General features: G+C 69.1%; 25 protein-coding genes and 2 tRNA genes. 17 read left to right on the top strand and 10 right to left on the bottom strand.

All coding sequences use genetic code 11. The features are described 5' to 3' along the window. Positions 1-46: 46 nt before the first annotated feature. A tRNA-Thr gene (locus E3T22_RS14330) sits at positions 47-118 on the top strand. Positions 119-149: 31 nt separating this feature from the next. Then, positions 150-223: transfer RNA gene (locus tag E3T22_RS14325), tRNA-Met, on the top strand. Positions 224-376: 153 nt separating this feature from the next. Here the strand turns inward: E3T22_RS14325 and E3T22_RS14320 are convergent. Both E3T22_RS14320 and E3T22_RS14315 read right to left on the bottom strand, forming a co-directional pair. After that, positions 377-1,120 carry a hypothetical protein gene (locus tag E3T22_RS14320; RefSeq protein ID WP_133159695.1) on the bottom strand — a complete coding sequence of 248 codons (744 nt, stop codon included), beginning with the start codon at positions 1,118-1,120 and terminating at the stop codon, positions 377-379. Between the two features lie 273 nt (positions 1,121-1,393). Continuing rightward, positions 1,394-2,395, bottom strand: coding sequence for a LacI family DNA-binding transcriptional regulator (locus E3T22_RS14315; protein WP_103460550.1), 1,002 nt, complete (start codon positions 2,393-2,395; stop codon positions 1,394-1,396). Between the two features lie 249 nt (positions 2,396-2,644). Between E3T22_RS14315 and E3T22_RS14310 the strand changes: the two genes are divergently transcribed. The 8 genes from E3T22_RS14310 to E3T22_RS19080 all read left to right on the top strand — a co-directional run bounded on the left by E3T22_RS14310 (position 2,645) and on the right by E3T22_RS19080 (position 12,221). Continuing rightward, entirely contained in the window at positions 2,645-3,904 is a 1,260-nt protein-coding gene (locus tag E3T22_RS14310; RefSeq protein WP_165791151.1) for an extracellular solute-binding protein, read from the top strand. Positions 3,905-3,913: 9 nt separating this feature from the next. Continuing rightward, positions 3,914-4,927, top strand: coding sequence for a carbohydrate ABC transporter permease (locus tag E3T22_RS14305; RefSeq protein ID WP_134480910.1), 1,014 nt, complete (start codon positions 3,914-3,916; stop codon positions 4,925-4,927). After that, entirely contained in the window at positions 4,924-5,808 is an 885-nt protein-coding gene (locus E3T22_RS14300) for a carbohydrate ABC transporter permease (RefSeq protein ID WP_088454998.1), read from the top strand. Before E3T22_RS14305 ends, E3T22_RS14300 begins: the two co-directional genes overlap by 4 nt. Before the next feature lie 119 nt (positions 5,809-5,927). Further along, positions 5,928-8,207 (top strand): beta-glucosidase, encoded by a 2,280-nt coding sequence (locus E3T22_RS14295; protein ID WP_134480921.1) that lies wholly within the window; start codon positions 5,928-5,930, stop codon positions 8,205-8,207. A gap of 505 nt (positions 8,208-8,712) precedes the next feature. After that, on the top strand, positions 8,713-9,846 hold the full coding sequence (locus E3T22_RS14290; RefSeq protein ID WP_088455000.1) for an acyl-CoA dehydrogenase: 1,134 nt from the start codon (positions 8,713-8,715) through the stop codon (positions 9,844-9,846). Continuing rightward, a complete protein-coding gene (locus E3T22_RS14285) occupies positions 9,840-11,270 on the top strand; it encodes a bifunctional PIG-L family deacetylase/class I SAM-dependent methyltransferase (RefSeq protein ID WP_088455001.1) in 1,431 nt (476 codons plus the stop codon). Before E3T22_RS14290 ends, E3T22_RS14285 begins: the two co-directional genes overlap by 7 nt. Continuing rightward, on the top strand, positions 11,267-11,968 hold the full coding sequence (locus E3T22_RS14280) for a glycosyltransferase family 2 protein (RefSeq protein WP_240632337.1): 702 nt from the start codon (positions 11,267-11,269) through the stop codon (positions 11,966-11,968). The genes E3T22_RS14285 and E3T22_RS14280 overlap by 4 nt, the downstream gene beginning before the upstream one ends. Before the next feature lie 91 nt (positions 11,969-12,059). After that, positions 12,060-12,221, top strand: a complete 162-nt coding sequence (locus E3T22_RS19080) for a hypothetical protein (protein ID WP_165787843.1) — start codon at positions 12,060-12,062, stop codon at positions 12,219-12,221. A gap of 57 nt (positions 12,222-12,278) precedes the next feature. On the opposite strand, the gene E3T22_RS14275 is transcribed toward E3T22_RS19080, so the two are convergent. Both E3T22_RS14275 and E3T22_RS14270 read right to left on the bottom strand, forming a co-directional pair. Continuing rightward, positions 12,279-13,025, bottom strand: coding sequence for an SGNH/GDSL hydrolase family protein (locus E3T22_RS14275; RefSeq protein WP_240632338.1), 747 nt, complete (start codon positions 13,023-13,025; stop codon positions 12,279-12,281). Positions 13,026-13,094: 69 nt separating this feature from the next. After that, positions 13,095-13,649: a HEAT repeat domain-containing protein gene (locus E3T22_RS14270; protein WP_088455003.1), complete on the bottom strand. Its 555-nt coding sequence runs from the start codon at positions 13,647-13,649 to the stop codon at positions 13,095-13,097. 148 nt (positions 13,650-13,797) lie between these two features. On the opposite strand from E3T22_RS14270, the gene E3T22_RS14265 reads away from it, so the two are divergent. The 3 genes from E3T22_RS14265 to E3T22_RS14255 are packed head-to-tail and all read left to right on the top strand — an operon-like array spanning position 13,798 to position 16,460. Next, positions 13,798-14,784, top strand: a complete 987-nt coding sequence (locus E3T22_RS14265) for a methionine ABC transporter ATP-binding protein (RefSeq protein ID WP_088457815.1) — start codon at positions 13,798-13,800, stop codon at positions 14,782-14,784. 2 nt (positions 14,785-14,786) lie between these two features. Next, entirely contained in the window at positions 14,787-15,554 is a 768-nt protein-coding gene (locus E3T22_RS14260; RefSeq protein WP_255416763.1) for a methionine ABC transporter permease, read from the top strand. A gap of 39 nt (positions 15,555-15,593) precedes the next feature. Beyond that, on the top strand, positions 15,594-16,460 hold the full coding sequence (locus tag E3T22_RS14255; RefSeq protein WP_240632339.1) for a MetQ/NlpA family ABC transporter substrate-binding protein: 867 nt from the start codon (positions 15,594-15,596) through the stop codon (positions 16,458-16,460). Between the two features lie 50 nt (positions 16,461-16,510). Here the strand turns inward: E3T22_RS14255 and E3T22_RS14250 are convergent, their stop codons facing one another. Next, positions 16,511-16,987, bottom strand: a complete 477-nt coding sequence (locus E3T22_RS14250) for a GNAT family N-acetyltransferase (protein ID WP_088455005.1) — start codon at positions 16,985-16,987, stop codon at positions 16,511-16,513. A 64-nt stretch (positions 16,988-17,051) separates the two neighbouring features. Between E3T22_RS14250 and E3T22_RS14245 the strand changes: the two genes are divergently transcribed. From E3T22_RS14245 to E3T22_RS14235, 3 genes are read left to right on the top strand one after another with little or no spacing between them, the layout of a single operon-like run. After that, positions 17,052-17,498, top strand: a complete 447-nt coding sequence (locus tag E3T22_RS14245; RefSeq protein ID WP_088455006.1) for a MaoC family dehydratase N-terminal domain-containing protein — start codon at positions 17,052-17,054, stop codon at positions 17,496-17,498. Next, positions 17,495-17,935 (top strand): MaoC family dehydratase, encoded by a 441-nt coding sequence (locus E3T22_RS14240; protein ID WP_088455007.1) that lies wholly within the window; start codon positions 17,495-17,497, stop codon positions 17,933-17,935. The genes E3T22_RS14245 and E3T22_RS14240 overlap by 4 nt, the downstream gene beginning before the upstream one ends. A 6-nt stretch (positions 17,936-17,941) precedes the next feature. Beyond that, positions 17,942-19,147 (top strand): UDP-N-acetylmuramate dehydrogenase, encoded by a 1,206-nt coding sequence (locus E3T22_RS14235; protein ID WP_134480909.1) that lies wholly within the window; start codon positions 17,942-17,944, stop codon positions 19,145-19,147. A 205-nt stretch (positions 19,148-19,352) separates the two neighbouring features. On the opposite strand, the gene E3T22_RS14230 is transcribed toward E3T22_RS14235, so the two are convergent. Genes E3T22_RS14230 through E3T22_RS14215 form a run of 4 tightly spaced genes read right to left on the bottom strand, consistent with a single transcriptional unit; the run spans position 19,353 to position 23,047 of the window. Beyond that, on the bottom strand, positions 19,353-19,976 hold the full coding sequence (locus E3T22_RS14230) for a response regulator transcription factor (protein ID WP_134480908.1): 624 nt from the start codon (positions 19,974-19,976) through the stop codon (positions 19,353-19,355). Then, entirely contained in the window at positions 19,973-21,226 is a 1,254-nt protein-coding gene (locus E3T22_RS14225; RefSeq protein ID WP_134480907.1) for a sensor histidine kinase, read from the bottom strand. The genes E3T22_RS14230 and E3T22_RS14225 overlap by 4 nt, the downstream gene beginning before the upstream one ends. Before the next feature lie 46 nt (positions 21,227-21,272). Then, complete coding sequence (locus tag E3T22_RS14220) at positions 21,273-22,154, bottom strand: ABC transporter permease (RefSeq protein WP_088455011.1); 882 nt, start codon at positions 22,152-22,154, stop codon at positions 21,273-21,275. Next, on the bottom strand, positions 22,151-23,047 hold the full coding sequence (locus E3T22_RS14215; protein ID WP_103460540.1) for an ABC transporter ATP-binding protein: 897 nt from the start codon (positions 23,045-23,047) through the stop codon (positions 22,151-22,153). The genes E3T22_RS14220 and E3T22_RS14215 overlap by 4 nt, the downstream gene beginning before the upstream one ends. A 121-nt stretch (positions 23,048-23,168) precedes the next feature. Here E3T22_RS14215 and E3T22_RS14210 point away from each other — a divergent pair, with 121 nt between their 5' ends. Further along, positions 23,169-24,047, top strand: a complete 879-nt coding sequence (locus E3T22_RS14210) for a hypothetical protein (RefSeq protein WP_134408371.1) — start codon at positions 23,169-23,171, stop codon at positions 24,045-24,047. Between the two features lie 7 nt (positions 24,048-24,054). On the opposite strand, the gene E3T22_RS14205 is transcribed toward E3T22_RS14210, so the two are convergent. Beyond that, positions 24,055-25,257, bottom strand: a complete 1,203-nt coding sequence (locus E3T22_RS14205) for a pyridoxal phosphate-dependent aminotransferase (protein WP_088455014.1) — start codon at positions 25,255-25,257, stop codon at positions 24,055-24,057. Positions 25,258-25,368: the final 111 nt, after the last annotated feature.

Below are 25,368 nucleotides of genomic sequence, written 5' to 3'. Positions count from 1 at the left end.
TACCGGTTGCCAAAAGCACGGTTCAGCTTCAGATGTTTGAGGTTTTGCCCCCTTAGCTCATTGGTAGAGCACTTCCTTGGTAAGGAAGAGGTAGTGGGTCCGATTCCCACAGGGGGCTCAGGCTTGAGAGCTAGGCTCTGAAGGTCTAAGGCGGGGTAGCTCAGTTGGTTAGAGCACACGGCTCATAATCGTGGTGTCGCGGGTTCAATTCCCGCTCCCGCTACACATAAAGGCCCTTTGACCAGGAATTTGTCCGGTCACGGGGCCTTTCTTCTTTTCGCGCATTCTCGCAGCAGCAGCCAGGGATCCCGCCACAGAACCCGCGATCCGCAGGCGTCTCGTCCGGTACCGCGGCGAATCCCAGGTGGGCGCTGCCTTACGCGGCAGGTACTTTCAGCGGGACCTTGGAGACGGCGAGTGCGCTATCCATGACGACGCGCACGAGCACCTGGAGGTCGAGGCCAGAAGTCTTGGCCATCTCGAGCATCAGCTGGATAGCTATGCCGTACGACGTCGGCCAGAGCTGCGGGTCGGGAGCGTAGCGTCGCAGCGAGCCGCTGACGTTGGGCCACAGTGCGTCGGCGTACTCGAGAGGCGTGGAGGGGACTCCCGTCCCGGGAGCGAAACGCGGCACCCCGAAGGCCGGCCCACCCAACGACTGCGCGCTGTGCACGAAGTACTCGCGCGCCTCGGGGATCGGCTCTCCCACGCTTCGCAGGTACCCAACGATGAGCGCGAACACCGAGTACTGGCGCTCGGCGAGCTGCCGGTTTATCGCGTCGCCGGCAAGGTAGGTGCCGCCGTCCTTGGTGCTGATGGTGTTGAGGGTCAGCCTGTTGAGTGTCGGATCGGTGCCCGCCTGCCCCGAAAGGCCGGCGATCAGGCACGCGCGCCCGGCGAGGCCGCCGAGAATTGTCGCGACGACCTCGATCTGCACCCCGCGTTCGTCTTTGACCATGGTGAGGATGTTCTGATAGATCTCCTTGCCCGCGATCTGCGCACCGAGCAGCGGCTTCTCGGCGAGCTGCGATTGCACATGGCGCATGAGCGCCTGGGTGCCGGGGCTTTCGAGCGACTCTGCGGGCTGTTCCCGTGGGGGTGGCTTACGTCGTCCGAACATGCTCCTCACGCTACCGACGCGCGCGCGTCGGGTCAGGTCCCACTACGAGGGGCTCCGACGGCCCGGGCCGGTGGCAACGGCTCGACTCGAGGGGATGCCAGAGCCCCACGTCGGCCACCTCGGGTTTCACACTCGGCGCCCCTTCTGGACCGCCCCGAGCCACTCGGCACGGGGCGTCAGCGGTACGGAGGCAGGTCGGTCGGCGGCGGTTGTTACGTCCACGCGGCGGCCCTCCGAGGCCGCGCGTTGCAGGGACTCCATGACGTCGAGCACTCAGATCTGGGGCGGCGCCGTCGTCGCCCGGCGCACGAGCCCGGTCGGCAGCCGGATGTGGTTCTGCGGCAGTATCTCGCCGTTCAGCAGCGAGACGAGCATCCCTGCCGCGGTGGCGCCGAGTTTTTTCATCGGCTGACGGATGGTGGTCAACGCCGGGTTCATCTGGGAGGCCTCTGGAATGTCGTCGAAACCGATCACCGAGAGGTCGCGCGGCACGTCGAGTCCGAGCTCCGCGGCGACCTGGATGATCGCGATCGCCGAGAGATCGTTCGCGGCGAACACCGCCGTCGGGCGGTCCGTCATCGACAGCAGCGACGCGGCGGGCGCCTTGGCCGTCTCCCGCTTGTACAACCCGACCCGAACCAGGGCGGGGTTGAACTGGATGCCCGCATCCGCGAGGGCCTGCCGGTATCCGGCCTCGCGGAGGGTGGCGCTGCGGAGGTCGGGTCGGCCGGCCAGGAAGCCGATCCGGCGATGGCCGAGCTCGATCAGGTAACGGGTGGCCTGCAGGGCACCGCCGAAGCTGTCCGACTCCACGGTGGGGAGGTCGGCCCGGCCGGTGTGCGGGTCGATCGCCACCACGGGGATTTCCGCTGAGGTGGTGTCGACGGTGGGCGTGACCATGATGGCCCCGTCGATCAGCGTCCCGCTGAGCCGGCTCAGGGAGCGCCGTTCCCAGCCGTTGGTCTCCCGTTGCCTGGAGCCGCTGTAGGCGAGCAGGTCGTAGCGGGAATCCGCCAGGGCCACGCCGACGCCCTTCAGGATCTCGGCGCTGAACGGCTCGAAGTCGGCGACAAGGATGCCGATGACGCTGGTGCGGCGGGAACGCATGCTGCTGGCCACGAGGCTGGACTCATAGCCCAGCTGCTGCACCACATCGAGCACCCTGGCGGTGGTCGCGGCCGAGATGCCGTACCGCCCGTTCACGGCCTTGGAGACCGTCGCTACCGAAACGCCGGCCGCTGCGGCGACATCGTGGATCGTGGCACGGGGAGTCATGGGTTCAGCATAGGGCGATTTGGAAAATGATTTCGAAAACGTTTGACACCCTATTTTTCCGCTGTGACACTGAGGCCATCCGGAACCTACAGGGCAGCCCTGTCGGAGTCCGAACCGAACAGCAGCCCGTCAGGGCGCGGCTTCACACCAAGACCATCGACCACCGATGGTGTCCCTCAATGAAGAGAAAAGGTTGAACCAATGAAGGTGAACCACACCACCACGGCGAAGAGGATCTTCGCGGGAACGATGGTCCTGGGCCTCAGCGCCCTGGGCCTCACCGCCTGCAGCGCCGATTCGAACGAAGGGTCTTCGGGCGGCGACGTCACGATGAGCCTCTGGCAGAACTCCACCACCGGCCCCGGCCAGGAATTCTGGGACAAGACCGTCGCCGACTTCGAGGCCGACAACCCCGGCGTCACCATCGACGTGCAGGCGATCCAGAATGAAGACCTGGACGGCAAGCTGCAGACCGCGCTGAACTCCGGCGACGCACCCGACATCTTCCTGCAGCGCGGTGGCGGCAAGATGGCGGCCATGGTCGCGGCCGGCCAGCTGATGGACATCACCGATGGCATCTCCGACCAGGTGCATGAGGAGATCCCCGATGGCTCGTTCATCGCGAACAGCCTCGAAGACAAGGTATACGCGATGCCGGTCGCCGTGCTCCCCGGCGGCATCTTCTACAGCCAGGACCTCTTCGACGCCGCGGGTATCACCGAAGCGCCGGCCACGATCACCGACCTCGAAACCGCGGTCGAAAAGCTCAAGACCACCGGGGTCGCCCCGATCGCACTCGGCGCCAAGGACGCCTGGCCCGCCGCGCACTGGTTCTACTTTTTCGCGCTGCGCGAATGCAGCCCCGATGTCCTGGCCGAGGCCGCAGACACCAAGGACTTCTCGGATGACTGCTGGATCAAGGCCGGTGAAGACCTCGAGAGCTTCGCCGCCACCGAGCCCTACAACCAAGGCTTCCTGACCACCGCCGCCCAGCAGGGCGCCGGCAGCTCCGCCGGCCTCCTGGCCAACCACCAGGCAGCGATGGAACTCATGGGCGCCTGGAACCCCGGCGTGATCGCATCGCTGACCCCGGATGAGAAGCCGCTGGCCGACCTGTCCTGGTTCGCGTTCCCCGAGGTTGACGGCGGCGAGGGCGAGCCCGGCTCGATCCTCGGTGGCGTGGACGGCTACTCCTGCTCGGTCGACGCTCCCGCTGAGTGCCTCGATTTCCTCAACTACATCGGCAGCGCCGATGTGCAGAAGGAGTACTACGCGGCATTCAATGCCCCGCCGGTGAACACCGTGGCGCAGGAAGCCGTCACCGAGCCCTACCTGCAGGAAATCATCGCGGCCTACAACGCGGCCCCGTACGTCTCGCAGTGGCTTGACACCGTCTACGGCCAGAACGTCGGAAACGCGCTGAACGTCGGCGTTGTCGACCTGCTGGCGGGCAAGGGCAGCCCGGAGCAGCTGATCCAGGCTGTGAACGACGCGGCCAAGAAGGCCTAGGCACCACTCATGTCAGTTCGCGAGAACACTCCGACGCGATTAGAGGTGGATCTCGCGAGCGGTGGGGCCACGGGCACCACGCCCGTGGCCCCGCCCGTGCGGCGCCGCCGCAGCAGTTCGATCGGGGCCAGAGTCGAGATCGCGGTCCTCGTCGGTCCCGCTCTCATCGTCTTCCTCGGCTTCGTGATCTTCCCCGTCGTGATGGCGGCGTACTACGGCTTCTTCAGCTGGCAGGGCTACGGCCCGCCGACCGACTTCGTTGGGTTCCGCAACTACGTCACGATCCTCCAGGACCCCACGTTCCAGGAAGCCCTCACCCACAACGGCGTCATCGTCGTTCTCTCTCTCGTGCTCCAGGGGCCGGTCGCGATCCTCCTCGCGCTGCTTCTCAACCGCAAACTCCGCGGGCAGTCCCTCATCCGGGTGCTGATCTTCGTGCCGTATGTGATCTCCGAGGTTGTCGTCGGCACCGGCTGGAGCCTGATGCTGCAGTCCAACGGCGCGGTCAACGGCATGCTGGAGAAGCTCGGGTTGGGCGCTTTCACCCAGGATTGGCTGTCGAACCCTGACATCGCCATCTGGACCCTCATGGTGATCATCACCTGGAAGTACGTCGGCTTCGCCGTCATCCTCTTCCTCGCCGGTCTGCAGGGCATTCCGGAGGAACTGCCGGAGGCCGCGGCCATCGACGGTGCCTCGTTCTGGCAGATCCAACGGCACATCACCCTGCCGCTGCTCGCTCCCACCCTGCGTATTTGGGCGTTCCTGTCGATCATCGGCGCCCTGCAGCTCTTCGACCTCGTCTACATCATCTGGGGTCAGTACATCGCGTCAACCGCGGGCACGTCGACCATGGCGACCTACCTCGTCGCCAACGGCCGGAACGCCGGCAACTACGGATACGGAAACGCCGTCGCCGTCGTGCTCTTCCTGATCTCCCTCGTCGTCGCGCTGATCTATCAGCGCTTCGTGCTGAGTCGGGACACCGAAGGCGCAATCACCGAGAAGGGGACGAGCAAATGACCGCGCTCACGACGCCCGCTGTGGCGCTGCCGCCGGCCAACCCGCCGGCCCCGATCAAGACGAGCCGGCGCTGGGGCACTCCCGTCGCCTACGTCGTCGCGGTGTTGGTGATCGGCCTGATGCTCGCCCCGGTGCTTTTCATCATCATCGGCGGGTTCCGCACCAACGCCCAGATCACCACAGACCCGTCCGGCTGGCCGAGCGTCTGGAACATCGGCAACTACCTCGACGTGTTGACCGGTGGCACGTTCTGGCGGCTGGTGGGCAACTCCCTGATCGCCGGGTTCGCCACCACTCTCGGCGTCGTGGTGCTCGGCCTGATGGCCAGCTACGTGCTGGCCCGGTACAAGTTCCGCGGCCGGGGCATCCTCTACGCCACCTTCGCGGCCGGTCTGATGTTTCCCATGACGGTGGCCATCACCCCGCTTTACTTGGTGGTGAAGAACCTGGGCCTGATGAACTCGCTCGGCGGCGTCATCCTGCCGCAGATCGCGTTCGCGTTGCCGACGACCATCATCATCCTGGTGCCGTTCCTCCGGGCCATCCCCGATGAGATCCAGGAGGCCGCGTTCATCGACGGCTGCAGCCGGCTCGGCTTCTTCTGGCGGATGATCGTGCCGCTGGCCATGCCCGGCGTCATCACCGTGGGAATCCTGGCGTTCATCGCCAGCTGGAACAGCTACCTGCTGCCCCTGTTCATCCTGAACAACGACGCCGTGTTCACCCTGCCGCTGGGTGTGCAATCGTTCGCGTCGCAGTACTCGGTGGATACCGCAAAGGTGTTGGCCTTCACCTCGCTGTCCATGATTCCGGCGCTGGTGTTCTTCGCCCTGTTCGAACGCCGCATCGTCGGCGGGCTGACCGGCGCGGTCAAGGGTTGATCGGCTGCCCGCGACACGTGCAGCCTGATTCGTCGACGTTGAAGAAGTAGAAAGAGATCGTTGTGACTAACCCAGAACTGCCCCAGGCATCCGACCGAGTGCGCGAACTGCACGCTCGGATGACCCTCGAAGAAAAGCTTGCCCAGCTCGTCGGCTACTGGGTCGACCAGGGCGGTGAGGTCGTCGCCCCCCTTGCCGGGGAAATGGCCACCTCGACGAAATACGACGAGGCGACGCAGCACGGGCTCGGCCACCTCACCCGGGTGTACGGCACCCGGCCGGTCGACCCCGTGGAGCGGGCCGAGTGGCTCTGGGCGGAGCAACGCCGCCTCACCGGAGAGACCCGGCTCGGCATCCCCGCCATCGTGCACGAGGAGTGCCTGACCGGACTCGCGGCGTGGAAAGCCGCGACGTTCCCCACCCCGCTCGCCTGGGGGGCCGCGTTCGATCCCGCCCTGGTGCAGGAGATGGGCCGCCTGATCGGCGGATCGATGAAGCAGCTCGGCATCCACCAGGGGCTCGCCCCGGTGCTCGACGTGATCCGCGACCCCCGCTGGGGCCGGGTCGACGAGTGCATCGCCGAAGATCCCTATGTGGTCGGGACCATCGGCACCGCCTACGTCACCGGTCTGCAGTCGGCCGGGGTGCACGCCACCCTCAAGCACTTCGTGGGCTACTCGGCCACGCAGGCCGGCCGGAACCACGCCCCGGTGCACGCCGGGTCGCGGGAGATCAACGACGTGTTCCTGCCCCCGTTCGAGATGGCCGTGCTCGACGGCGGGGTGCGGTCGGTGATGAACTCGTACGCCGAGATCGACGGCGCACCCGTGGGCGCCACCCCGGAGTACCTCACCGAGATCCTCCGCGACCGGTGGGGCTTCGACGGTGTCGTGGTGTCCGACTACTTCTCGGTGGCATTCCTGCAGCTGATGCACGCCGTCGCCGCCGACCGCGGCGAGGCCGCGGAACTCGCCCTGATCGCGGGGATCGATGTGGAGCTGCCCACCGGCGACGCTTTCCTCGCGCCACTGGCCGAGCGGGTGCGTGCCGGGCTGACGGATGAGGCGCTCATCGACCGGGCCGTGCTGCGGGTGCTCTCGCAGAAGGAAGACCTGGGCTTGCTCGATGAGACCTTCACCATGGCGCCCACCGAGATCGACCTGGACTCGCCAGAGCACCGGCGGGTGGCGCGGGTTCTGGCCGAGGAATCCCTGATCCTGCTCACCAACGACGGCGTCCTTCCGCTCCTGGGCACCGGCGATCGGGGCCCAGGCACCATCGCGGTGCTCGGCCCGAACGCCGACTCGACCGAGGCCCTGATGGGCTGCTACTCGTTCGTGAACCACGTGCTGGCGCACCACCCTGACGTGCCGGCGGACCTGACCATGCCCACGGTGCTGGAGGCGCTCCAGCAGGAGTTCCCCTCGGCGGAGGTCGTGTGGGCCCAGGGCTGCGAGGTAGAGGGGTCCGACGCATCCGCGATCGCCGCCGCCGTCGAGACGGCTCGCGCCGCCGACGTGGCCGTGGTCGTCGTGGGCGACCGGGCCGGCCTCTTCGGTCGTGGCACCGTGGGTGAGGGCAACGACGCGGAAAGCCTCGAGCTGCCCGGGGTTCAACGTGAACTCGTGGAGGCGCTGGTCGCGACGGGCACTCCCGTGGTGATGGTGCTGATGACGGGCCGGCCGTATGCCGTGGCGTGGGCCGTCGACGGCCCGCACGCGCCCGCGGCGGTGCTGCAGGCGTTCTTCCCCGGTGAAGAGGGTGGAGTCGCGATCGCGTCGGTGCTGTCCGGCGCGGTCTCGCCGACCGGGCACCTGCCCGTGTCGCTGCCCAGGTCTGCCGGCGCGCAGCCTTACTCCTACCTGCACCCGATCCTGGGTGGCCCGTCTGACGTGACCAGTGTGGACAGCACCCCGGTGCTTCCGTTCGGGCACGGGCTGAGCTACACCACCTTCGACCGCACCGGCCTGGTGGCCGACGCCGAGGTCGCGGCCGGCGGCACATTCTCGGCGAGTGTGCGCATCCGCAACACCGGCGAGCGGGCGGGCACCGATCTCGTGCAGCTATACGCGCGGGATGTGCACGCCAGCGTCACCCGGCCGGTCGCCCAGCTGCTGGGCTACCACCGCGTCACTCTCGAGCCCGGCGAGGAGGTCGTGGTGCGCTTCGCCGTTCCGACGGCCCGGCTGGCGTTCACCGGCCTCCGGCACGAGCGCATCGTCGAGCCCGGCCAGGTGGACCTGTGGGTGGGCGCCTCCTGCGCCGACAAGCAGACCCTCGCGCAGATCACCATCACCAGTGCCGTGCACCGTGTGACGGTGGCGGATGCTCGCCTGGTGCAGAGCCAGATCGAGCGGGTGACTGAGCTCACGCGGGGGACCGCGGCGGTGCCGGTCTAGCAGCGGGGTGGCGGCGGCGCGCCCGGCACGGCGGCTTCGCGGCGTCGGCTGAGGTGTGCGGGTCAGACGCCGCTATGCGGGTGGCACGCCACCCGCATAGCGGCACGTGACCCGCCCGCCCGTGAGCGGCATCCTCCCGCGCCTCCGCACTCGCCGCCGCGCGCATCCACCCGCCGCGCTCGCCTCGGAGTTGCCGGGCGGGGCTCAACGGGGACGGAAGCCCCGATGGGCAGAGGAAGGGGCAGGCCACCCCGATGACGGCCCGCCCCATGCGGTGGTGTTTCGGGTGTGACCTCGGTCGGGCCCTATCAACGGTGCCTCAGGGTCACACTTCGGGGAACACCCCCGTATGGGGGATGGTATCCCCGTTCTTCCGTCTTCGAAAGGTGTCGGGCACGGATTCCTGCCGTCGCATGGTGTGATGTTTGGCAGGATGATCTGACACGTATCGCCACGCGGCCCCGGATGCTCCGGGCTGCCGCCGTGCCGGATCAGGGGGAGAGCCATGACGACGCAGCCAGGCCCCGCGGCCGCACCCGCAGTGCTGACCGTCGGGGGAGTGAGCAGGAGCCGCGGCTCCCGGCCGCCGGAGGATCTCGAGCGGCTGGCCCACCTCGTCGAGGCCGCCTGGGCGGTGGACGGTAACGCGGAGCGGGCCATCCGGTTCGCCGTCGCGTCGGCCGGGACCCTGCCACACCCCGGCTCCGGCCGCACCGATGCCCTGTTCGACGCGCTCGCCACCGTGGCGGCGGCCGACCTCACGGCCGCCCGGGTGCTCGAGGCGCATACCGATGCCCTCACGATCATGCAGCAGGCGCCGGGCGGCACGGCCGAGGCGGTCGCCACCCTGCCGGGCGCGGGCGGCGCGGAGCCGAGCAGCTGGGGCGTCTTCGCGGCGGAGGGCCCCGGCCTGCGGGTCGGCGCCACCCGCAGCCCGGGAGGCTGGCAGCTGAGCGGCCGGAAGCCCTGGTGCTCGCTGGCCGGCTCGCTCAGCCACGCGCTCGTGACCGCGCACACCACGCCGGACGGTGAGCAGCCGGCCCGTCGGCGGCTCTTCGCCGTGGACCTGGCCGATGCCGGCGTCGCGGTGCAGGAGGACGCCTGGTTCGCGACCGGACTCAGCCAGGTGCCCAGCGGTCCGGTGGACTTCACCGGTGTCCCGGCGGTGCCCGTCGGTGACGACGGCTGGTACCTCACTCGGCCGGGTTTCAGTTGGGGCGGCATTCAGGTGGCCGCTTGCTGGTGGGGCGGCGCCGTTGGCGTGGCCCGGCAGCTGCGGCAGGCGGCAGAGCGGCGTGAACCCGACCAGATCCTGCTGTCCCAGCTGGGCGCCGTGGACCTGGCCCTGATGGGCGCGGGCGCGGCGCTGGCTGCCGCGGCCGCGGCGATCGATCGGGGTGAGGCAGAAGGCACGGCCGGCGGGCTGCTCGCCGCCCGGGTGCGCGGCCTCGTCGCGCGTACCGTGGACGAGGTGCTCGGCAGGGTCGGGCACGCGCTCGGCCCGGCCCCGCTCGCCCTGGATGCCCGGCACGCCCGCCGGGTGGCCGATCTCACTCTGTACGTTCGCCAGCACCACGCGGAGCGAGACGATGCGGCGTTAGGCCGCCGCCTGCTCGCGGAGGAGGCGGCCTCGTGGTGAGCTTCACGCACGACACGGGCGGTACCAGTGAACGGCGCTGGGACGAGGCCGACTGGTCGGACCGGAACCGGCCGCTCACGTTGGAGGGTTGTGCCCGGCTGATCGTGGTGGCCGCCCACCCCGATGACGAGTCCCTCGGTGCCGGTGGGCTGATCGCCGTCGCCGGGCAGCTCGGGCTGGCGATCACGGTGATCGCCGCAACGAACGGTGAGGCCTCGCATCCGCGTTCGCCCACCCTGACCCCCGCCGATCTCGCCGCGGTACGCCGGGTGGAGATGGTGAACGCGGTGCGGGCGCTCGCGCCGACGGCGACGGTGCGCCTGCTCGACCTGCCCGACGGTGACCTGTCCCAGCACCGCAACAGCCTGGAGGAGGCGGTGTCGCAGGTGGTTGCGGCGGACGAGGCGGCCCCCGGGCCGGCCGGCGGGACCTGGATCGTCGCCCCGTGGCGGTTGGACGGGCATCCGGACCACGCGGCAGCTGGCGAGGCGGCTGCCCTCGTCGCCGGCCGCACCGGCGCCAGGCTGTTGGAGTACCCGATCTGGGCGTGGCACTGGTCGTCGCCGGAGGACCCGGTCTGGCCCACGGGTGCGGACGGCACGGCACTGTGCCGCCTCGACCTCGACGCGGCGGCCCGGGAACGCAAGAACACCGCCATGGCGGCGCACACCAGCCAGGTGCAGCCTTTGTCGGACCGGCCCGGTGACGAGGCCATCGTGCAACCGGGTTTCGCCGCCCACTTCGAGCGGGACCATGAAGTCTTCGTCGGCGCCGCGGCCGACGTCCTCCCGGCAGCACCGGTCGCCGGGTCGCCCCTGGCCAGCCTCACGGCCGGCTTCTTCGACGAGTTCTACGCGGGGTCGGCGGATCCCTGGGGATTCGAAACCCGCTGGTATGAGGCCCGCAAACGCGCCGTGACCCTTGCGGCGTTGCCGCTGCCGCGCTACGGCGCCGCCCTCGAACTCGGTTGCTCGATCGGCGTGCTCAGCCGGGACCTCGCCGAGCGCTGCGACACCCTCCTGGCCACCGACATCAACGAACAGGCCCTCACCATGGCGCGCGAGCGGCTGGCCGGCCTGCCAGGCGTGACAGTGGAGCGGCGCGCCCTGCCGACCGAGTGGCCGGCCGGCACCTTCGACCTGGTGGTGCTGTCGGAGATCGGCTACTACTGCTCACCCGCTGACCTGGCCGTGCTGCTGGAACGGTGCCGGCGAAGTCTCACCCCGAACGGCGCTCTGGTGGCCTGCCACTGGCGGCACCCGGTGGGGGAATACCCGCTCGGCGGCGACGAGGTGCACGCGGCGCTCGCCGCCCTGCCCGGACTCGACCGCACCGTGCAGCACGTGGAGCGCGACTTCGTGTTGGAGGTCTACGAGCCGTCCCCGGCACCCTCCGTGGCGCAGCGAGAGGGGCTCACGGAGTGACGACTCGCATCGACAGACTCATCGTGGTGGTCCCGGCCCGCGATGAGGAGAGCCGGCTGCCGCGGTGCCTGGCCGCGCTCGCCGACGCCGTGCAGGCCGTCGAGGACGAGTTCGGCACGGACGCCCCGGCCATCTCGGTCGTCGTGGTCCTCGACCGCTGCACCGACGGGTCTGCCGAGGTCGTGGCGCAGTGGCCGCAGTTCAGGGCGTTGGAGTGCTCGGCGGGATCGGTCGGCTCGGCCCGCCGGGAGGGCGTGGCCCACCTGTTGACCGACGCGGCGGCGGCGCACACCTGGGTGGCCACGACGGATGCCGACTCCGCGGTTCCCCGGCGCTGGCTGACGGCACAGTTGGCCCTGGCCCAGGCCGGCACCGAACTGGTGCTCGGCACCGTGCTGCCCGACGACGAACTGCCGGTGCAGGAACGTGCCCGCTGGCACGGGTCGCACACCCTGGTCGACGGTCATCCGCACGTGCACGGCGCCAACCTGGGTGTGCGCGCCGACCGCTACCTGCAGGCCGATGGGTTCAGCGACGTCGACTCGGACGAGGACGTGCTGCTGGTGGAGGCGCTCCGCACCCTCGGCGCGCGGGAGTGCCGTACCGCGCTGATCCCGGTGCTCACCTCTGGTCGGCTGGGCGGCCGGGTGCCGGGCGGATTCGGCGGCTACCTCGCCGACCAGGTGATGACACGCTGACGAAAACTCAGAAATAGCTCGCGATCAGCGCCGTGAGGGGTCTAACATCTCGAACACGAGGAAACCCTCGGTTCTAGGAAAGGTTTGACACATGAATCTTCTAGTCATCATCATCGCCATCGTGGCCGTGGTCCTGCTCATCACCGGCGGGCTCGTCGAGTCCCTGCAATTCCTGCTCTGGGTCGGTGTAGTCCTCGCAGTGATCGCCGTCATCGTCTTCCTGCTCCGGACGATCTCGGGCCGCAAGGTCTGATTCGTCCTCGACACCAAAAACGGGCCGCGTGGGCAACCACACGGCCCGTCCTGCGCCCTACGGTGTCTCGACGACGGTGAGCTCGGGGCGCTTGGGCGGGCGGCCGTCACCGGATGACCGGCCGGTGAGCCGGCGTCCGATCCAGGGCAGCACGTAGGCGGCGTAGTACGCGGCGGTGTCCTGGATCCGTTCCCGCGGCGGGGCCTCGCCGGCCGCGCCCTGGGCCCACCCGGCGGGAATCGGCACGTTCAGTGCGGCGAGCACATTCGTCGCGACCCTGGTGTGCCCGCGGGCGTTCAGGTGCAACTTGTCGGCCGACCAGAACCGGCCGTTCATGAGCTCGGTATCGATCCAGTTGTCGACCAGGGTCACGCCGGGCTTGCCGAAGGTCTCCCTGGCGGCCTCGGCGAGCCTGTCGCCGCGCTTCTGCATCAGGGAGCCCAGTGGCAGGTGCCTGGACGGGTTGCCGCCGCTGAGCACCACAACGTGGATGCCGTCGGCCACGGCCTTCTCGACGACGTGGTCGAGCAGATCGACGACGTAGGAGATCTCCACCCGCGGGCGCATCATGTCGTTGCCGCCGCCACATACCGTGAGCAGGTCGGGTTTCAGCGCCAGAGCCGGCTTGAGCTGGTCGCTCACGATCGGACCGAGCAGCTTGCCGCGGATGGCGAGGTTCGCGTACGAGACCGGTTCGGGGGTGGCCGCAGCCAGCCCGATCGCCACGAGGTCGGCCCAGCCGCGCACCTGGCCGTCGGGCAGGTCGTCGCCGACGCCCTCGGTGAAGCTGTCGCCGATCGCCACATACCGTCGGTACGGCTGTGCGTTTCGGTGCGGGGTGCTCTGATTCGGAGTGGGGATGGCGTTCGTGGGTTACTCCTTGGGCAGGTTGAGCCGGGTCATGATGGCATCGCGGGCCTGCTGGGCGGCGCGGCGCACATCCTTGTCGGGGTCGCGCAGGCGCACCACGATGGTGGGGATGTCCTGTTCGCGACCCTGCTCGGCGAGGGCGTTGAGGGCGGCGACCCGCACGCGGGGCACCTCGTCGGTGGTGGCCTTCACGAGCTTGGGCGCGACATCCAGCTTGCGCAGCATGACGACCTTCGCGCACATCTCGCGGATGCGCCAGGCCTCGTTGTTCAGGCCAACGACGACGTACGGGGCCGCGGAGTCGTTCCAGACGTGCAGCAGCGCACGGGCTCCCCACAGCTCGGGCCAGTACAGCGCCGGCGCTCCCTCGAGGATGCCGAGCGCGTGCCGGCCGCCCACGTAGAGCAGGAAGTCCTTGCCGGCGTTCTTGCCGCGCATCAGGGCGACGGAGTGGTCGACGACGGTGGACTCGCCGTAGTGTTCGACGGCCTTGGCGAGTCGTTCGGCCGTGGGCAGGTCGATCGGAAGATCGGGGTGTGGGGTCAATTTGTTATGCATAACGAGTCAACGTTATCCCGCGCGGAGGGTCGGCGCGGCTTCCGGAGGCCCGGCGACTTATTTCGTCACAGTGATTTGGCCCGCGGCGTTGCGATTGACACACTCGGAATCACTGCGGTACAAGGCCGCGCGAACCCTCAGGACCACCGTGATCTCCGTACAGCACGTCTCCAAGACCTTCCGCTCCGGCGGCACCGTCACCGCTGCCCTGCAGGACGTCTCGCTCGAGGTCGCCGAAGGGGAGATCTTCGGGGTGATCGGTCAGAGCGGTGCCGGTAAGAGCACCCTGATCCGCGCGATCAACCTGCTCGAACGGCCGGACTCCGGCACCGTGACCGTCGACGGTGACGAGCTCACCGCGCTCTCGCCCGCCGATCTGCGCCGTGCCCGCCGCAAGATAGGCATGGTTTTCCAGCACTTCAACCTGCTGGCCGGCCGCACGGTGCGCGGAAACGTGGAACTGGGACTCGAGATCATCGGCGTCGACGGCGACGCCCGCCGACGCCGTGCCCTCGAGATCCTCGACCTGGTCGGCCTCGCCGACAAGGCCGGCGCCTACCCGGCGGAGCTGTCCGGCGGTCAGAAGCAGCGGGTGGGCATCGCCAGGGCGCTGGCCGGCAGCCCCAAGGTGCTGCTCTCCGACGAGGCCACCAGCGCGCTGGACCCCGAAACCACCCGGTCGATCCTCGACCTGGTCAAGACCATCAACACCGACCTGGGCCTGACGGTGCTGCTGATCACGCACGAGATGGATGTCGTCAAGCGCATCTGCGACTCCGCCGCGCTGATCGAGGACGGCCGGATCGTCGAGCAGGGGCGCATCGTCTCGCTGATCTCCACCGCCGGATCCCGCCTTGCGCACGAGCTCTTCCCGCTCGGCGCCGTGCCGTCGCTGCCGGGCGACACCGTCATCGACATCACCTTCAGCGGCGGGTCGGCCGACCGCCCCGTGATCGCGCAGCTGGCGCGCACCTACGGTCTGGACGTGTCGATCCTCGGCGCGGCCATCGAGACCATCGGCGGCAATCAGGCCGGCCGCACCCGCCTGGCGCTGCCGGGCAGCGCGGCGGGCAATGCCGCGCCCATCTCAGACCTGCGCAGCCAGGGCATGCTCGTCGAAATCGTGGGGGAGTAACCGTGCTTCTGGATCCATCGCTGCCGCAATTCTGGTCTGACCTGTTCCAGGTGCTGCTCATCGGCACCGGGCAGACCCTCTACATGGTCGGCGTCTCGCTGCTCATCACCATCATCGTGGGCCTGCCGCTGGGCATCGTGCTCGTCGGCACCGAACCCGGCGGCCTGTTCGAGAGCCCGTTCGGCTCCCGCCGGCTCGGCCGGGTGGTCAACCGGGTGCTCGATTTCGTCGTCAACCTCGGTCGCAGCGTGCCGTTCATCATCCTGATGGTGGCCCTGATCCCGTTCACCAGGCTGGTGGTGGGCACCTTCATCGGGCCCACCGCCGCCATCGTGCCGCTGGCCGTTGTGGCCATCCCGTTCTTCGCCCGCATGGTGGAGATCGCGATCAAGGAGGTCGACACCGGTCTGATCGAGGCCGCGGAGTCGCTCGGTGCGACCCGCTGGCAGATCGTGTCCAAGGTCCTCGTGCCCGAGGCGCTCTCGCCGATGATCCTGGGCCTGTCGACCACGGTGACCTCCATCATCAACTTCTCGGCCATGGTCGGCACCGTCGCCGGCGGCGGCTTGGGCGACGTGGCCGTGCGCTACGGCTACCAGCGCTACAGCACCATCCACATGATCGCCGTGATCATCGTGATCTTCGTGATCGTCATGGTGCTGCAGGGGCTGGCGACGATGCTGGCCAAGCGATTCGCGCACAGGTCCCGGCCGACTCGCGCGGAGAAGACCGTGCCGGCCCTGCGTGCCAGCGCCGTCACCGGCGCGTAACCCCGACCCCACCCGACCGCGCCGCGTCAGCATGACGGCGTGGCCACCACCACCCACGAGAAGAGCCCTCCCATGCAGTTCACCTCCCGCGGAACGCGCCTTGCCGGTGCCGCCGTCACCCTCTCCGCCCTGTTCGCCCTCACCGCCTGCGCGGGAACGACCGACGAGCCCGCCACGACCGGAGCCGGCGACGACCTCGGCACGATCACGGTGGGCGCCCTGGCCACCCCGGCCGGCGACATCCTCAAGTTCGTGCAGGACAACCTGGCCGCCGACGCCGGGCTGGACATCACCTTCCAGGACTTCACCGACTACAACACCCCCAACGTGGCCCTGTCCGACGGTTCGATCGACGCGAACCTGTTCCAGAACGCCACCTTCCTGAAGACCTACAACGAGCAGGCCGGCGGCAGCCTGGTGAGCGTCGGCGAGATCTACCTGCCCAGCGCCGCGTTCTACAGCAACACCGTGGACTCCCTCGACGGCCTCAAGGACGGCGCCACCATCGCCATCCCCAACGACCCGACCAACGAGGGCCGCGCGCTCAAGATCCTCGCCGCCGAGGGCCTGATCGAGACGACGGACGAGCCCACCTCACTCGCCGACATCACCGACAACCCCAACAAGTACGAGTTCCGCGAGATCGAGAACGCCACCCTGCCGCAGGCCGTGCAGGATGTCGACGTGGCGTTCGTCACCATCTCGTTCGCTCTGCCGGCCGGCCTCACCGCCGACCAGGCGATCCTGATCGAGGGCTCGGACAGCCCGTACTTCAACGTGCTGGCCACCACGCCAGAGCTGGAGAACGACCCGCGCATCGTCAAGCTCACGGAGCTGCTGCTCTCAGACGAGACGCAGGCCTACATGGAGGAGACCTGGGGCGGACTGGTCATCCCCGCCGTCTGACCCTGACGACCCGGCGCACGCACGCCCCGTCACTGCCGGCCGCTACGGCCTCAGTGGCGGGGCTTCGTCGTGACAGCGTCGAGGTCGAGCTCGAAGGCCGTCGCGTTCTCGTAGGGACCGTAGCTGCCGATCTCGGCGAATCCCAACCGACGGTACAGCGCCAGCGCCTCCGGCTGGGCGTGCCCGGTTTCAAGCCGCACCGTCTGATAACCGAGCTGGCGGGCGAGGCCGGCCAGTTCGCGCAGCATCCGGCTGGCGTAGCCCTGGCGGCGGTAGTCCGGGTTCGTCCACATGCGCTTGATCTCCACGACGGTGTCGTCGATGCGCCGGATGCCGCCGCCCGCGACCGTCGTGCCGTCGTCCAGGAGCACCACGAACGCTCCGGTCGGCGCCTCGAACTCGCCGGCGTCGACATCCAGCACCGACTCGCCGGCGCCGTGCCCGTAGCGGGCGTCGTACTCCTGGCGCAGGCCGGTGAGCAGGGGGGCAACCTCGGGGGCGGTCAGTGCGACCTGTACGTAATCCACTGGGCCAAGTCTGCCCTAACCGGCCCGACCGAACAATTCTGCGGGGCGCAAGTACACTCGATACGTGTCCGTGAATCCAGCAATCCAGGGTCGGGTCTTTCCCGCCGTGCCGCCGTATCTGGTCGGCCGGGAGAAGGTGCGCGAGTTCTCGCGTGCAGTCTTCGCGACCAACCCGATCAATTTCGACCCCGACGCCGCCCGTGCCGCGGGGCACAGCGACATCGTCGCGCCGCCGACATTCGCCGTGGTGGTGCAGGAGGCGACCCTCGCCCAGCTGCTCGCCGAGCCCGACGCCGGCATCGACTTCACCCGGGTGGTGCACGGCGACCAGCGGTTCAGCTACAGTCGCCCGATCGTGGCAGGTGACGAACTCACCGCAACGCTGCGCGTCGCCAGCGTGAAGAGCCTGGGCGGCCACTCGATGGTCACCGCGGAGTCGACAATCGTCGATGCCACCGGCGCCCACGTGGTCACCGCCACCTCCACCCTCGTCGTCAGGGGAGACGAATGACCACCAGCGCACCCGTCACGCCCAGCCTCGAGAGCCTCACCGTGGGCGACATCGTCGCCGAGAGCAGCTTCCCACTGACCCGGGACTCCCTCGTGCGCTACGCGGGTGCCTCTGGCGACTTCAACCCCATCCACTACCGCGACGACGTCGCCCACGCGGTGGGGCTGCCCGGCGTGCTCGCGCACGGCATGCTCACCATGGGCCTGGCTATCCAACCCGTCGTCGACTGGGTCGGCGACTCGGCCCGGGTTCTGGACTACCAGGTGCGCTTCACCCGGCCGGTGCCAGTGGACCCCGACCTCGGCGCCGTGGTGACCGTGGTCGCCAAGGTGGGCGCGCTCGACGCGGATGCCGGCGTGGCGCGGATCGACCTCACCGTGACCTTCAACTCCGTCACCGTTCTCGGCAAGGCGCAGGCGCGCGTCTCGCTGGTCTAGGCGACCATGACCGACCCTGTAGCCGCGCCTGTTCCGGTGCCCGTGACCCTGGCCGACCTGACGACACTGCGGGTCGGCGGTGCCCCCGCGCACCTCGTCGCGCCGGCCGATGAGGCCGGCTTGATCCAGGCGGCCCTGGATGCCTGGGGCTCCGACGAACCGTGGGTGCTGCTCGGCGGTGGCTCGAACACCGTCGCGGCCGACGCCGGCTTCGACGGCACCGTCATCCGCGTGTGCACCCGGGGTGTGGAGGTGCTCGCCCCGGCGGCCGAGACCGGCGCCGACGCGGAAACCGACGCGGATGTCGACGGGCGCCCGGTGCGCATCCGTGTGCAGGCCGGCGAACCGTGGGACGACCTCGTCGCCCTCACGGTGGCCAACGGCTGGGCCGGCATCGAGGCGCTCTCCGGTATTCCGGGGACCAGCGGTGCGGCCCCGGTGCAGAACATCGGCGCCTACGGCCAGGAACTGGCCAACAGCCTGGCCGCCATAGACTTCCTCGACTTCGAGTCCGGCGAGGTGGAGCGGCTCAGCGCCGCCGAACTCGGCCTCGGCTACCGCACCTCGGTGCTTAAGCAGGGCCGCCGCGGAGTGGTGCTCGCCATCGAACTCGAGCTGCGTGACATGTCGGCACAGGCCGCCGTGCTCGGCAGCGCCCTGAGTCAGCCGGTGACCTACCCGCAGCTGGCCAATGCCCTCGGGGTACAGCTGGGCGACCGGGTGCCGCTGGCCGAACTGCGCCAGAGCGTGCTCGGCCTCCGGGCCGGTAAGGGCATGGTGCTCGACGCCGCCGACCCCGACACCTACAGTGCCGGGTCGTTCTTCACCAACCCGATCGTCACCGAAAGCTTCGCCCGCACCCTGCCCGACGAGGCCCCGCGCTGGAAGCAGGCCGAGATCGAGCTGCCCGACCGGGTGATCCCGCTCGACGAGTACGCCGGTGTAGGGCCGATGCCGGGCGTCGAGGTTCTGCGCACGGTGAAGCTCAGCGCAGCTTGGCTGATCGAGAACTCCGGCATCCACCGTGGCTTCCGGCTGCCCGGCTCCGGCGCGGCGATCTCGAGCAAGCACTCCCTGGCCATCACCAACACCGGCACCGCCACCGCCGACGAGATCGGCCAGCTCGCCCGGTTCGTACAGCAGCGCGTGCAGGCCGACTTCGGCGTCATCCTGCACCCTGAACCCGTCTTCGTGGGCTTCTCGCTGCTCTAGCCGCGGCGCCGCGAGTTGCGCGAAAAACCCCTTCGGAGGCATCCAGAGGGGATTCTGCGGCAAGTCGGTGAGAACCCCTTGCGTGACTTGCGGGAAAAGTCCCTTTGGAAGCATCGCAATGGGCGTTTTGCGGCACGTCGGCGCTGGGGAGCGTGGGCGGGATAATTCGGCTGGCTGGCAGGCGGCACCAGGGCGAGCGGATGCGTCAGAGCAGGCGCAGCTCCATCGCCAGGGTGACCGCCCGGGTGCGGTCGCCCACGCCCAGCTTCTCGAACACGTGCAGCAGGTGCGTCTTCACCGTGGCCTCGCCGATGAACAGTGACCTGGCGATCTGCGGGTTGCTCTCGCCGGCCGCCACCAGACGCAGCACCTGCAGTTCGCGGGCCGACAGCCGAGGCGCCGGCACGGCATCCGCCCGCACCCGCTGCACCAGCCTGGCGGCGATCACGGGTGCGAGCACGGTCTGGCCGCCGTATACCGAGCGCACACCCTCGATGATCTCCGCCTGCGGGGCCGCCTTGAGCAGGTAACCGCTGGCGCCGGCGGCGATCGCGCCGAGGATCTGGTCGTCGGACTCGTACGTGGTGAGGATCAGCACCCGGGTGGCCGGGTTCTGCTCCAGCATCTGCGCGGTGGCTGCGGCGCCGTCCAGGTGCGGCATCCGAAGGTCCATCAGCACCAGGTCGGGCCGCAACTCGCCGGTCAGACGCACCGCCATGGCTCCATCGGCGGCCTCGCCGACCACCTCGATGTCGTCGGCGCCGCCGAGCAGGCCCACAATGCCGCCGCGCACGATCGGATGGTCGTCGGCGACCAGCACCCGGATCATCCGCGCCCGCCGGTGCTGGGCGCCGTCACCAACAGAGGCAGGGTCACCCGCAGCACCGTGCCGGAGCCGTTCGCCGAGTCGGTCACCTCGAGCCAGCCGCCCACCAGGCCGACCCTGTCGCGCATACCCGTCAGCCCGAAGCCGTGCTCGGACTCCGGGCGGTAAGCGCCCAGGCCCCGGCCGTTGTCGGTGACGGTGAGGGCGACCTCCTGGGGTGTGCGAGCGATGGCGATGCGGGCGGCGCCGGCGCCGGAGTGTTTGCGCACATTGGCGAGGCCCTCCTGGCCGCAGCGCAGCAGGACCACCTCGAGGGCGCGGTCCAGCGGGGGCAATTCGGTCCCGTGGTCAGCGCCCGCCGGGTCGAGGCCGGTGAGTTCGACGGTCACCTGGATCCCGGTCTCCCTCTCGAAGCGTTCCGCGAGCCGGGTCACGGTGTGAGCGAGGTCGCCGTCGGCGGCGCGCACCGGCGACATCGACGCCACCAGGGCACGGGCCTCGGTGAGGGCGTCGCGCCCGGTCGACTCGATCAGGTCGAGACTGTCGGCAACGGCCGACGTGTCGCCGGGAACGGCGGCGAGCTCGGAGCGGGTGCGCTGGGTGAGCATCACCAGGCTGGTGAGGCTCTGCGCGATGGTGTCGTGGATCTCGCGGGCCAACCGCTCACGCTCGGCCGCGCTGCCGGCATCCCGCTGCGCCGCCGCCAGCTCGTCCTGGGCCAGGGTGAGTTCCTCCACCAACCGGCGCTGGTAGGCGCCGGCCTCGACGATGCGGGAGATCCAGGTGCCCATCGCCAGCGCGAACGCCAGTGAGATCCCTTCGATGGCGGCCGCCTGCACGGCGGCGTCCGCCGTGCGCCCGCCGCTGATCCACAGGCCCAGCCCGGTCACGGTGGCCAGGGTGATGTTGAGCAGCACCGCGCCCCGGTATGTTCTGGCGAGCACCCAGAGAAACGGGAACACCAACGTCTGCAGCGTGGCCATGCTCGGGTCGAACGCCGTCGCGACGCCACAGGCCACGATCACGACCACCCGGAAACCGGTGTCGGCAACCGAGGGCGCGACCTCCGGCCGGTCGGTTGCCCGGGCGATCGCCAGGCGGCCCCAACCGAGGTACGCCACGCCGACGGCCGCGAGGCTGAGGAGCGCCCCGATCCGTGCCGGTGCGCCACCGCCGGAGCCCTCGATCGCCATGACGGTGAGGACGGTCAGCGCCCCGGCGACCGCCACATCCCACCAGCGCCGTGTGCTCATGCGACAAGCATCCCATGTGCCGCACGCCCCGGGCACGGCGGGTGCATCAGGAGTCCTTGCGGATCCAACGGAAGGTGAGCCGACTGCCGACGAGCCCCACCACCAGCCAGATCAGCAGCGCGATCGCCACTAGGCCCAACTCCCAGGCGCCGTTCTGCTCCTGGGCGGCGAAGCTGTCCGGCAGGAACACCGCACGCATGCCCTGCGCCATCCACTTGAGTGGGAACAGGCTGGCGACGTTCTGCATCCAGTCCGGCAGGGCGTTGAACTGCAGGTACACGCCGGAGATGAACTGCAGCACCAGCACGATGGGGATCACCACGGCCGACGCACTGCGGCCCGACCGTGGCAGTGCCGAGAGGGCGATGCCCAGGAACGCGCAGGTGATCACGCCCAGCAGGAACACCCAGATGAAGGTGAGCCACTTCTCCGGCTCGGTGGGCAGGGCGATGTCGAAGGCGAACCGGGCCACGATCAGCAGCAGCACGGCCTGCAGGATGCCCGTGACGAGCACCTGGCCGATCTTGCCGATGAAGTAGCTCAGCGGCGACAGCGGGGTGCCGCCGAGCCGTTTGAGGGTGCCGTCGCCCTTCTCGCCGGCGATGTCGATCGCGAGGTTCTGCAGGCCGGAGAGCAGCATGCCCGCGGCCAGCATGCCGGGCAGGTAATACGCGCCGACGCTGATGCCGCCGGAGCCGTCCGGGTTGGTGCCGATGTTGCCCTGGGCGCTGAACGCCGCGGTGAAGATGCCCAGCATGATGAACGGGAACAGGAACGTGAAGAAGACGGTGTCGGTGGAGCGGAAGTACAGCTTGATCTCGAAGCCGATGCGGGCCAGGCCCAGGCTGAACAGCCCGTGCCGAGTAGTGCGGTGACCGGCCGGTTGGGGCAACTGTGGGGTCGGTTGCGGGGTCAGGGTCGCGCTCATGCGAGTACCTCCGTGCTTGCGGTGTCACTGGTGCTGCCGGCCGCGTGACCGCGCACCAGGCCCAGGTAGATGTCTTCGAGGCTGGGTCGGATGACCTGCAGTTCGGCGGGTTCGCCGCCGAGGTCCCTGGCCAGCTGGGCGACCAGGCCGGCGGGGGTCTCGGTGCGCGCCTCCCGCTGCACCCCGTCGGCGTCCCGCCAGCGCACCATCGGGATGCGGGCGGCGGGGCCGCCGAGTTCGCCGATCGTGCCGATGTCGATGAGCCTGCCGCCCACGATGATGCCGGCGCGGTCGCTGAGCTCCGCCGCCTCGTCGAGGTTGTGGGTGGTCAGCAGAATGGTGGTGCCCTCACCCTTGAGGGTGCGGATGAGATCCCAGAACTGGTGCCGGGCCTCGGGGTCGAATCCGGTGGTCGGTTCGTCCAAGAAAAGCAGTTCCGGCCGGCCGATGATGCCGAGCGCAACATCCACCCGTCGTTGCTGACCGCCGGAGAGCCGGTGGATGCGGGTCTTCGCCTTCTCCTCAAGCCCGACCGCGGCGAGGACCTCCTCCACCGGTCGGGGGTTGGGGTACAGGCTCGCGAAGTGCCGCAGCTGCTCGAGCACTGTGGCGTTGCCGCTCTCACCGCTGGATTGCAGGACGATGCCGATGCGGGCCTTCCAGTCCAGACCGGCGTGCTGCGGGTCAACGCCCAGGACCGTGACGTCGCCCTCTGAACGGTCGCGGTAGCCCTCAAGGATTTCGATGGTGCTGCTCTTGCCGGCCCCGTTGGGTCCGAGCAGCGCAAAGGTCTCGCCGGGGCGGATGTCGAAGCTGATGTCGTTGACGGCATCGAACGCGCCGTACGACTTACTCAGCCGCGAGACGCGCACTGCCGGAGGTGAAGTAGTCATGTACCCACAATCGTCCCAGTGCCGATTCTGGGCAACACCCTCCCGACCGACCTGCCTATCCACCACCCGGTGGATGCCAAAGGTCGATAGGGTTCGAGGAACAAACCGGGGGAGAAACACCATGAACGACGCCAATGGAGCCAACACGCACCAGGAGCCCGCGGGAGCGGAGGGGGACCCGGCAGTGGCCGGCGCTCCGGTGAGCGGCGCGCCAGAGAAACGTCGCAGCGCGTTGCGGCCGTGGCTGTGGCTGCCGGTGGCGGGCTTCGCGGTGCTGTCCATCACGGGTGCGGTGGTCAGCGGTTTCCTGGTCGGCGGCAGCGTGGTCGACGGGGTGAACGCGGGCCGGGCCGGAGTGCTCGCGGTGCCGACGGAGGCCGCCACCGACGTCGCGGAGCCGACCGACGCACCGACGCCCGCGTCAACCTCCGGCGCCGATCTGGCCGGGCAGGAGGGCACCGTATCCCTCGACGACCAGGTCGACCTCGGGGGCACCTTCCCGGCGTGGGGATACCCGATCCTGGACGGCTGGGGGGTCACCGTGTTCGACGAGCAAGGCATCAACCAGTCCGAGAATTCGGAGCTCGGCTGCCAATTGACGTCATCCCAGAACGTGCAGAGCGCCTACGACGCCGGCGCGACGGACGATCTGACCGACACTCTCGCAACCGTGGATGCGCTTGAGCAGCAGCTGCTGTCGGCCGGAAACGACGCCACACTGGTCGGCGAACTCGGATTCACCGACTTCGGCATCAACCTGCCCGGCGCCGCGGAGCGCATCGAGTTCCTCACCACCCGTATCGACTACGTGGATCCTGAAGCGGGCGTGAGTTACACGAACGAGATCGCGGCCAGGGCGATGCCGCTGTCGGAATCGTTCATGTACATCGTGGTGCGGTGCCCGACCTCGCTGGTCGACGCCGGCGGCAGCCCGTTCGAGGAGCTGCGGGCCGGTCTCGCCGTCATCATCGACGGGCCGGGGAAAGTCGGTCCGGAGTGAGCCGGGCCTAGGAGAACAGCTTCTGCAGGCGCTGGACACCCTCCAAGAGAGCGTCGTCACCGAGAGCGTAGGACAGCCGCAGGAAGCCGCTGGGGCCGAAGGCCTCACCGGGAACCGCGGCCACCTCGGCTTGATCCAGAATCAGGTCGGCCAGCTCGAGCGAGGAGGTGGGGGTGACCCCGCCCCAGCTGCGGCCGAGCAGTCCGGTCACGTCGGGGTAGACGTAGAACGCGCCCTGCGGGGTGGGCGTGCGGATGCCCGGGATCTTGTTGAGCTCGGCGACGATGAGCTTGCGCCGACGGTCGAACGCAACCCGCATGGCCTCTGCGTCGTCCTGCGGGCCGTTCAGCGCGGCGATACCGGCGCGCTGGGAGATGTTCGACACGTTCGAGGAGAGATGTGACTGGAGGTTGGCCGCGGCGGTGATCGCATCCTGGGGCCCGACCATCCAGCCCAACCGCCAGCCGGTCATGGCGTAAGTCTTGGCGACGCCGTTGACCAGGATGGTGCGGTCGGCCAGCGCCGGGACGACCTCGACGATCGAGACCGCTTTGACACCGTCATAGGTGAGGTTCTGGTAGATCTCATCACTGATGACCCAGAGCCCGTGCTCTTGGGCCCATTCGCCGATGGCGCGGGTCTGCTCCTCGGAGTAGACGGCGCCGGTGGGGTTGGACGGCGAGACGAACAGAAGCACCTTGGTGTTGTCGGTGCGGGCAGCCTCGAGCTGCTCCACGGTGACGAGGTAGCCCTGGTCGCTGCCGGCGAACACATCAACGGGAACGCCGCCGGCCAGGCGGATCGCCTCGGGGTAGGTGGTCCAGTACGGAGTGGGCAGAAGCACCTCGTCGCCCGGATCGAGCAGGGTGGCGAAGGCCTGGTATACGGCCTGCTTTCCACCGTTGGTCACGAGGACCCGGGACGGGGGCACCGCCAGGCCGCTGTCCCGCAGGGTCTTCGCGGCGATGGCCTCGCGCAGGTCCGGCAGACCGGCCGCCGGGGTGTACCGGTGGTTGCGGGGGTCGGACACGGCGGCCAGTGCGGCCTCGACGATGTGCGGCGGGGTGGGGAAATCGGGCTCGCCCGCAGCGAAGCTGATCACCGGCCGGCCGGCCGCCTGCAGCGCCTTGGCCTTGCCGTCGACCTTGAGGGTCGCGGACTCCGCGATGGAGCCGATTCTGGTGGAAATCCGTTTGATGTCGTGTGCCACGGTACGAGCATACGGGGCGGTCGTGTTCGAGGAACAGAGGGGCTGGCTTTACAGGGCTCTCGCCGTGACCTAGACTTGGTCCGGTAGTTGAAATCTGCCAAGTTTTTTTGC

Origin of the sequence: Cryobacterium sp. TMB3-10 (assembly GCF_004402305.1) — a bacterium.
GTDB classification, from domain to species: Bacteria; Actinomycetota; Actinomycetes; order Actinomycetales; family Microbacteriaceae; genus Cryobacterium; species Cryobacterium zongtaii.
The sequence above is the reverse complement of the archived record's forward strand: the minus strand, read 5'-3'. Positions and strand labels throughout refer to the sequence as shown.

What these genes read in the sequence shown, in the direction of transcription:
- E3T22_RS14315 (WP_103460550.1), bottom strand. Translation starts at nt 2,395, where the DNA reads ATGACTCCCCGTGCCACGATCCACGATGTCGCCGCAGCGGCCGGCGTT.
- E3T22_RS14240 (WP_088455007.1), top strand. Translation starts at nt 17,495, where the DNA reads ATGACCACCAGCGCACCCGTCACGCCCAGCCTCGAGAGCCTCACCGTG.
- E3T22_RS14230 (WP_134480908.1), bottom strand. Translation starts at nt 19,976, where the DNA reads ATGATCCGGGTGCTGGTCGCCGACGACCATCCGATCGTGCGCGGCGGC.
- E3T22_RS14310 (WP_165791151.1), top strand. Translation starts at nt 2,645, where the DNA reads ATGGTCCTGGGCCTCAGCGCCCTGGGCCTCACCGCCTGCAGCGCCGAT.
- E3T22_RS14270 (WP_088455003.1), bottom strand. Translation starts at nt 13,649, where the DNA reads ATGCATAACAAATTGACCCCACACCCCGATCTTCCGATCGACCTGCCC.
- E3T22_RS14305 (WP_134480910.1), top strand. Translation starts at nt 3,914, where the DNA reads ATGTCAGTTCGCGAGAACACTCCGACGCGATTAGAGGTGGATCTCGCG.
- E3T22_RS14300 (WP_088454998.1), top strand. Translation starts at nt 4,924, where the DNA reads ATGACCGCGCTCACGACGCCCGCTGTGGCGCTGCCGCCGGCCAACCCG.
- E3T22_RS14290 (WP_088455000.1), top strand. Translation starts at nt 8,713, where the DNA reads ATGACGACGCAGCCAGGCCCCGCGGCCGCACCCGCAGTGCTGACCGTC.
- E3T22_RS14235 (WP_134480909.1), top strand. Translation starts at nt 17,942, where the DNA reads ATGACCGACCCTGTAGCCGCGCCTGTTCCGGTGCCCGTGACCCTGGCC.
- E3T22_RS14225 (WP_134480907.1), bottom strand. Translation starts at nt 21,226, where the DNA reads ATGAGCACACGGCGCTGGTGGGATGTGGCGGTCGCCGGGGCGCTGACC.
- E3T22_RS14210 (WP_134408371.1), top strand. Translation starts at nt 23,169, where the DNA reads ATGAACGACGCCAATGGAGCCAACACGCACCAGGAGCCCGCGGGAGCG.
- E3T22_RS19080 (WP_165787843.1), top strand. Translation starts at nt 12,060, where the DNA reads ATGAATCTTCTAGTCATCATCATCGCCATCGTGGCCGTGGTCCTGCTC.
- E3T22_RS14220 (WP_088455011.1), bottom strand. Translation starts at nt 22,154, where the DNA reads ATGAGCGCGACCCTGACCCCGCAACCGACCCCACAGTTGCCCCAACCG.
- E3T22_RS14215 (WP_103460540.1), bottom strand. Translation starts at nt 23,047, where the DNA reads ATGACTACTTCACCTCCGGCAGTGCGCGTCTCGCGGCTGAGTAAGTCG.
- E3T22_RS14320 (WP_133159695.1), bottom strand. Translation starts at nt 1,120, where the DNA reads ATGTTCGGACGACGTAAGCCACCCCCACGGGAACAGCCCGCAGAGTCG.
- E3T22_RS14295 (WP_134480921.1), top strand. Translation starts at nt 5,928, where the DNA reads ATGACCCTCGAAGAAAAGCTTGCCCAGCTCGTCGGCTACTGGGTCGAC.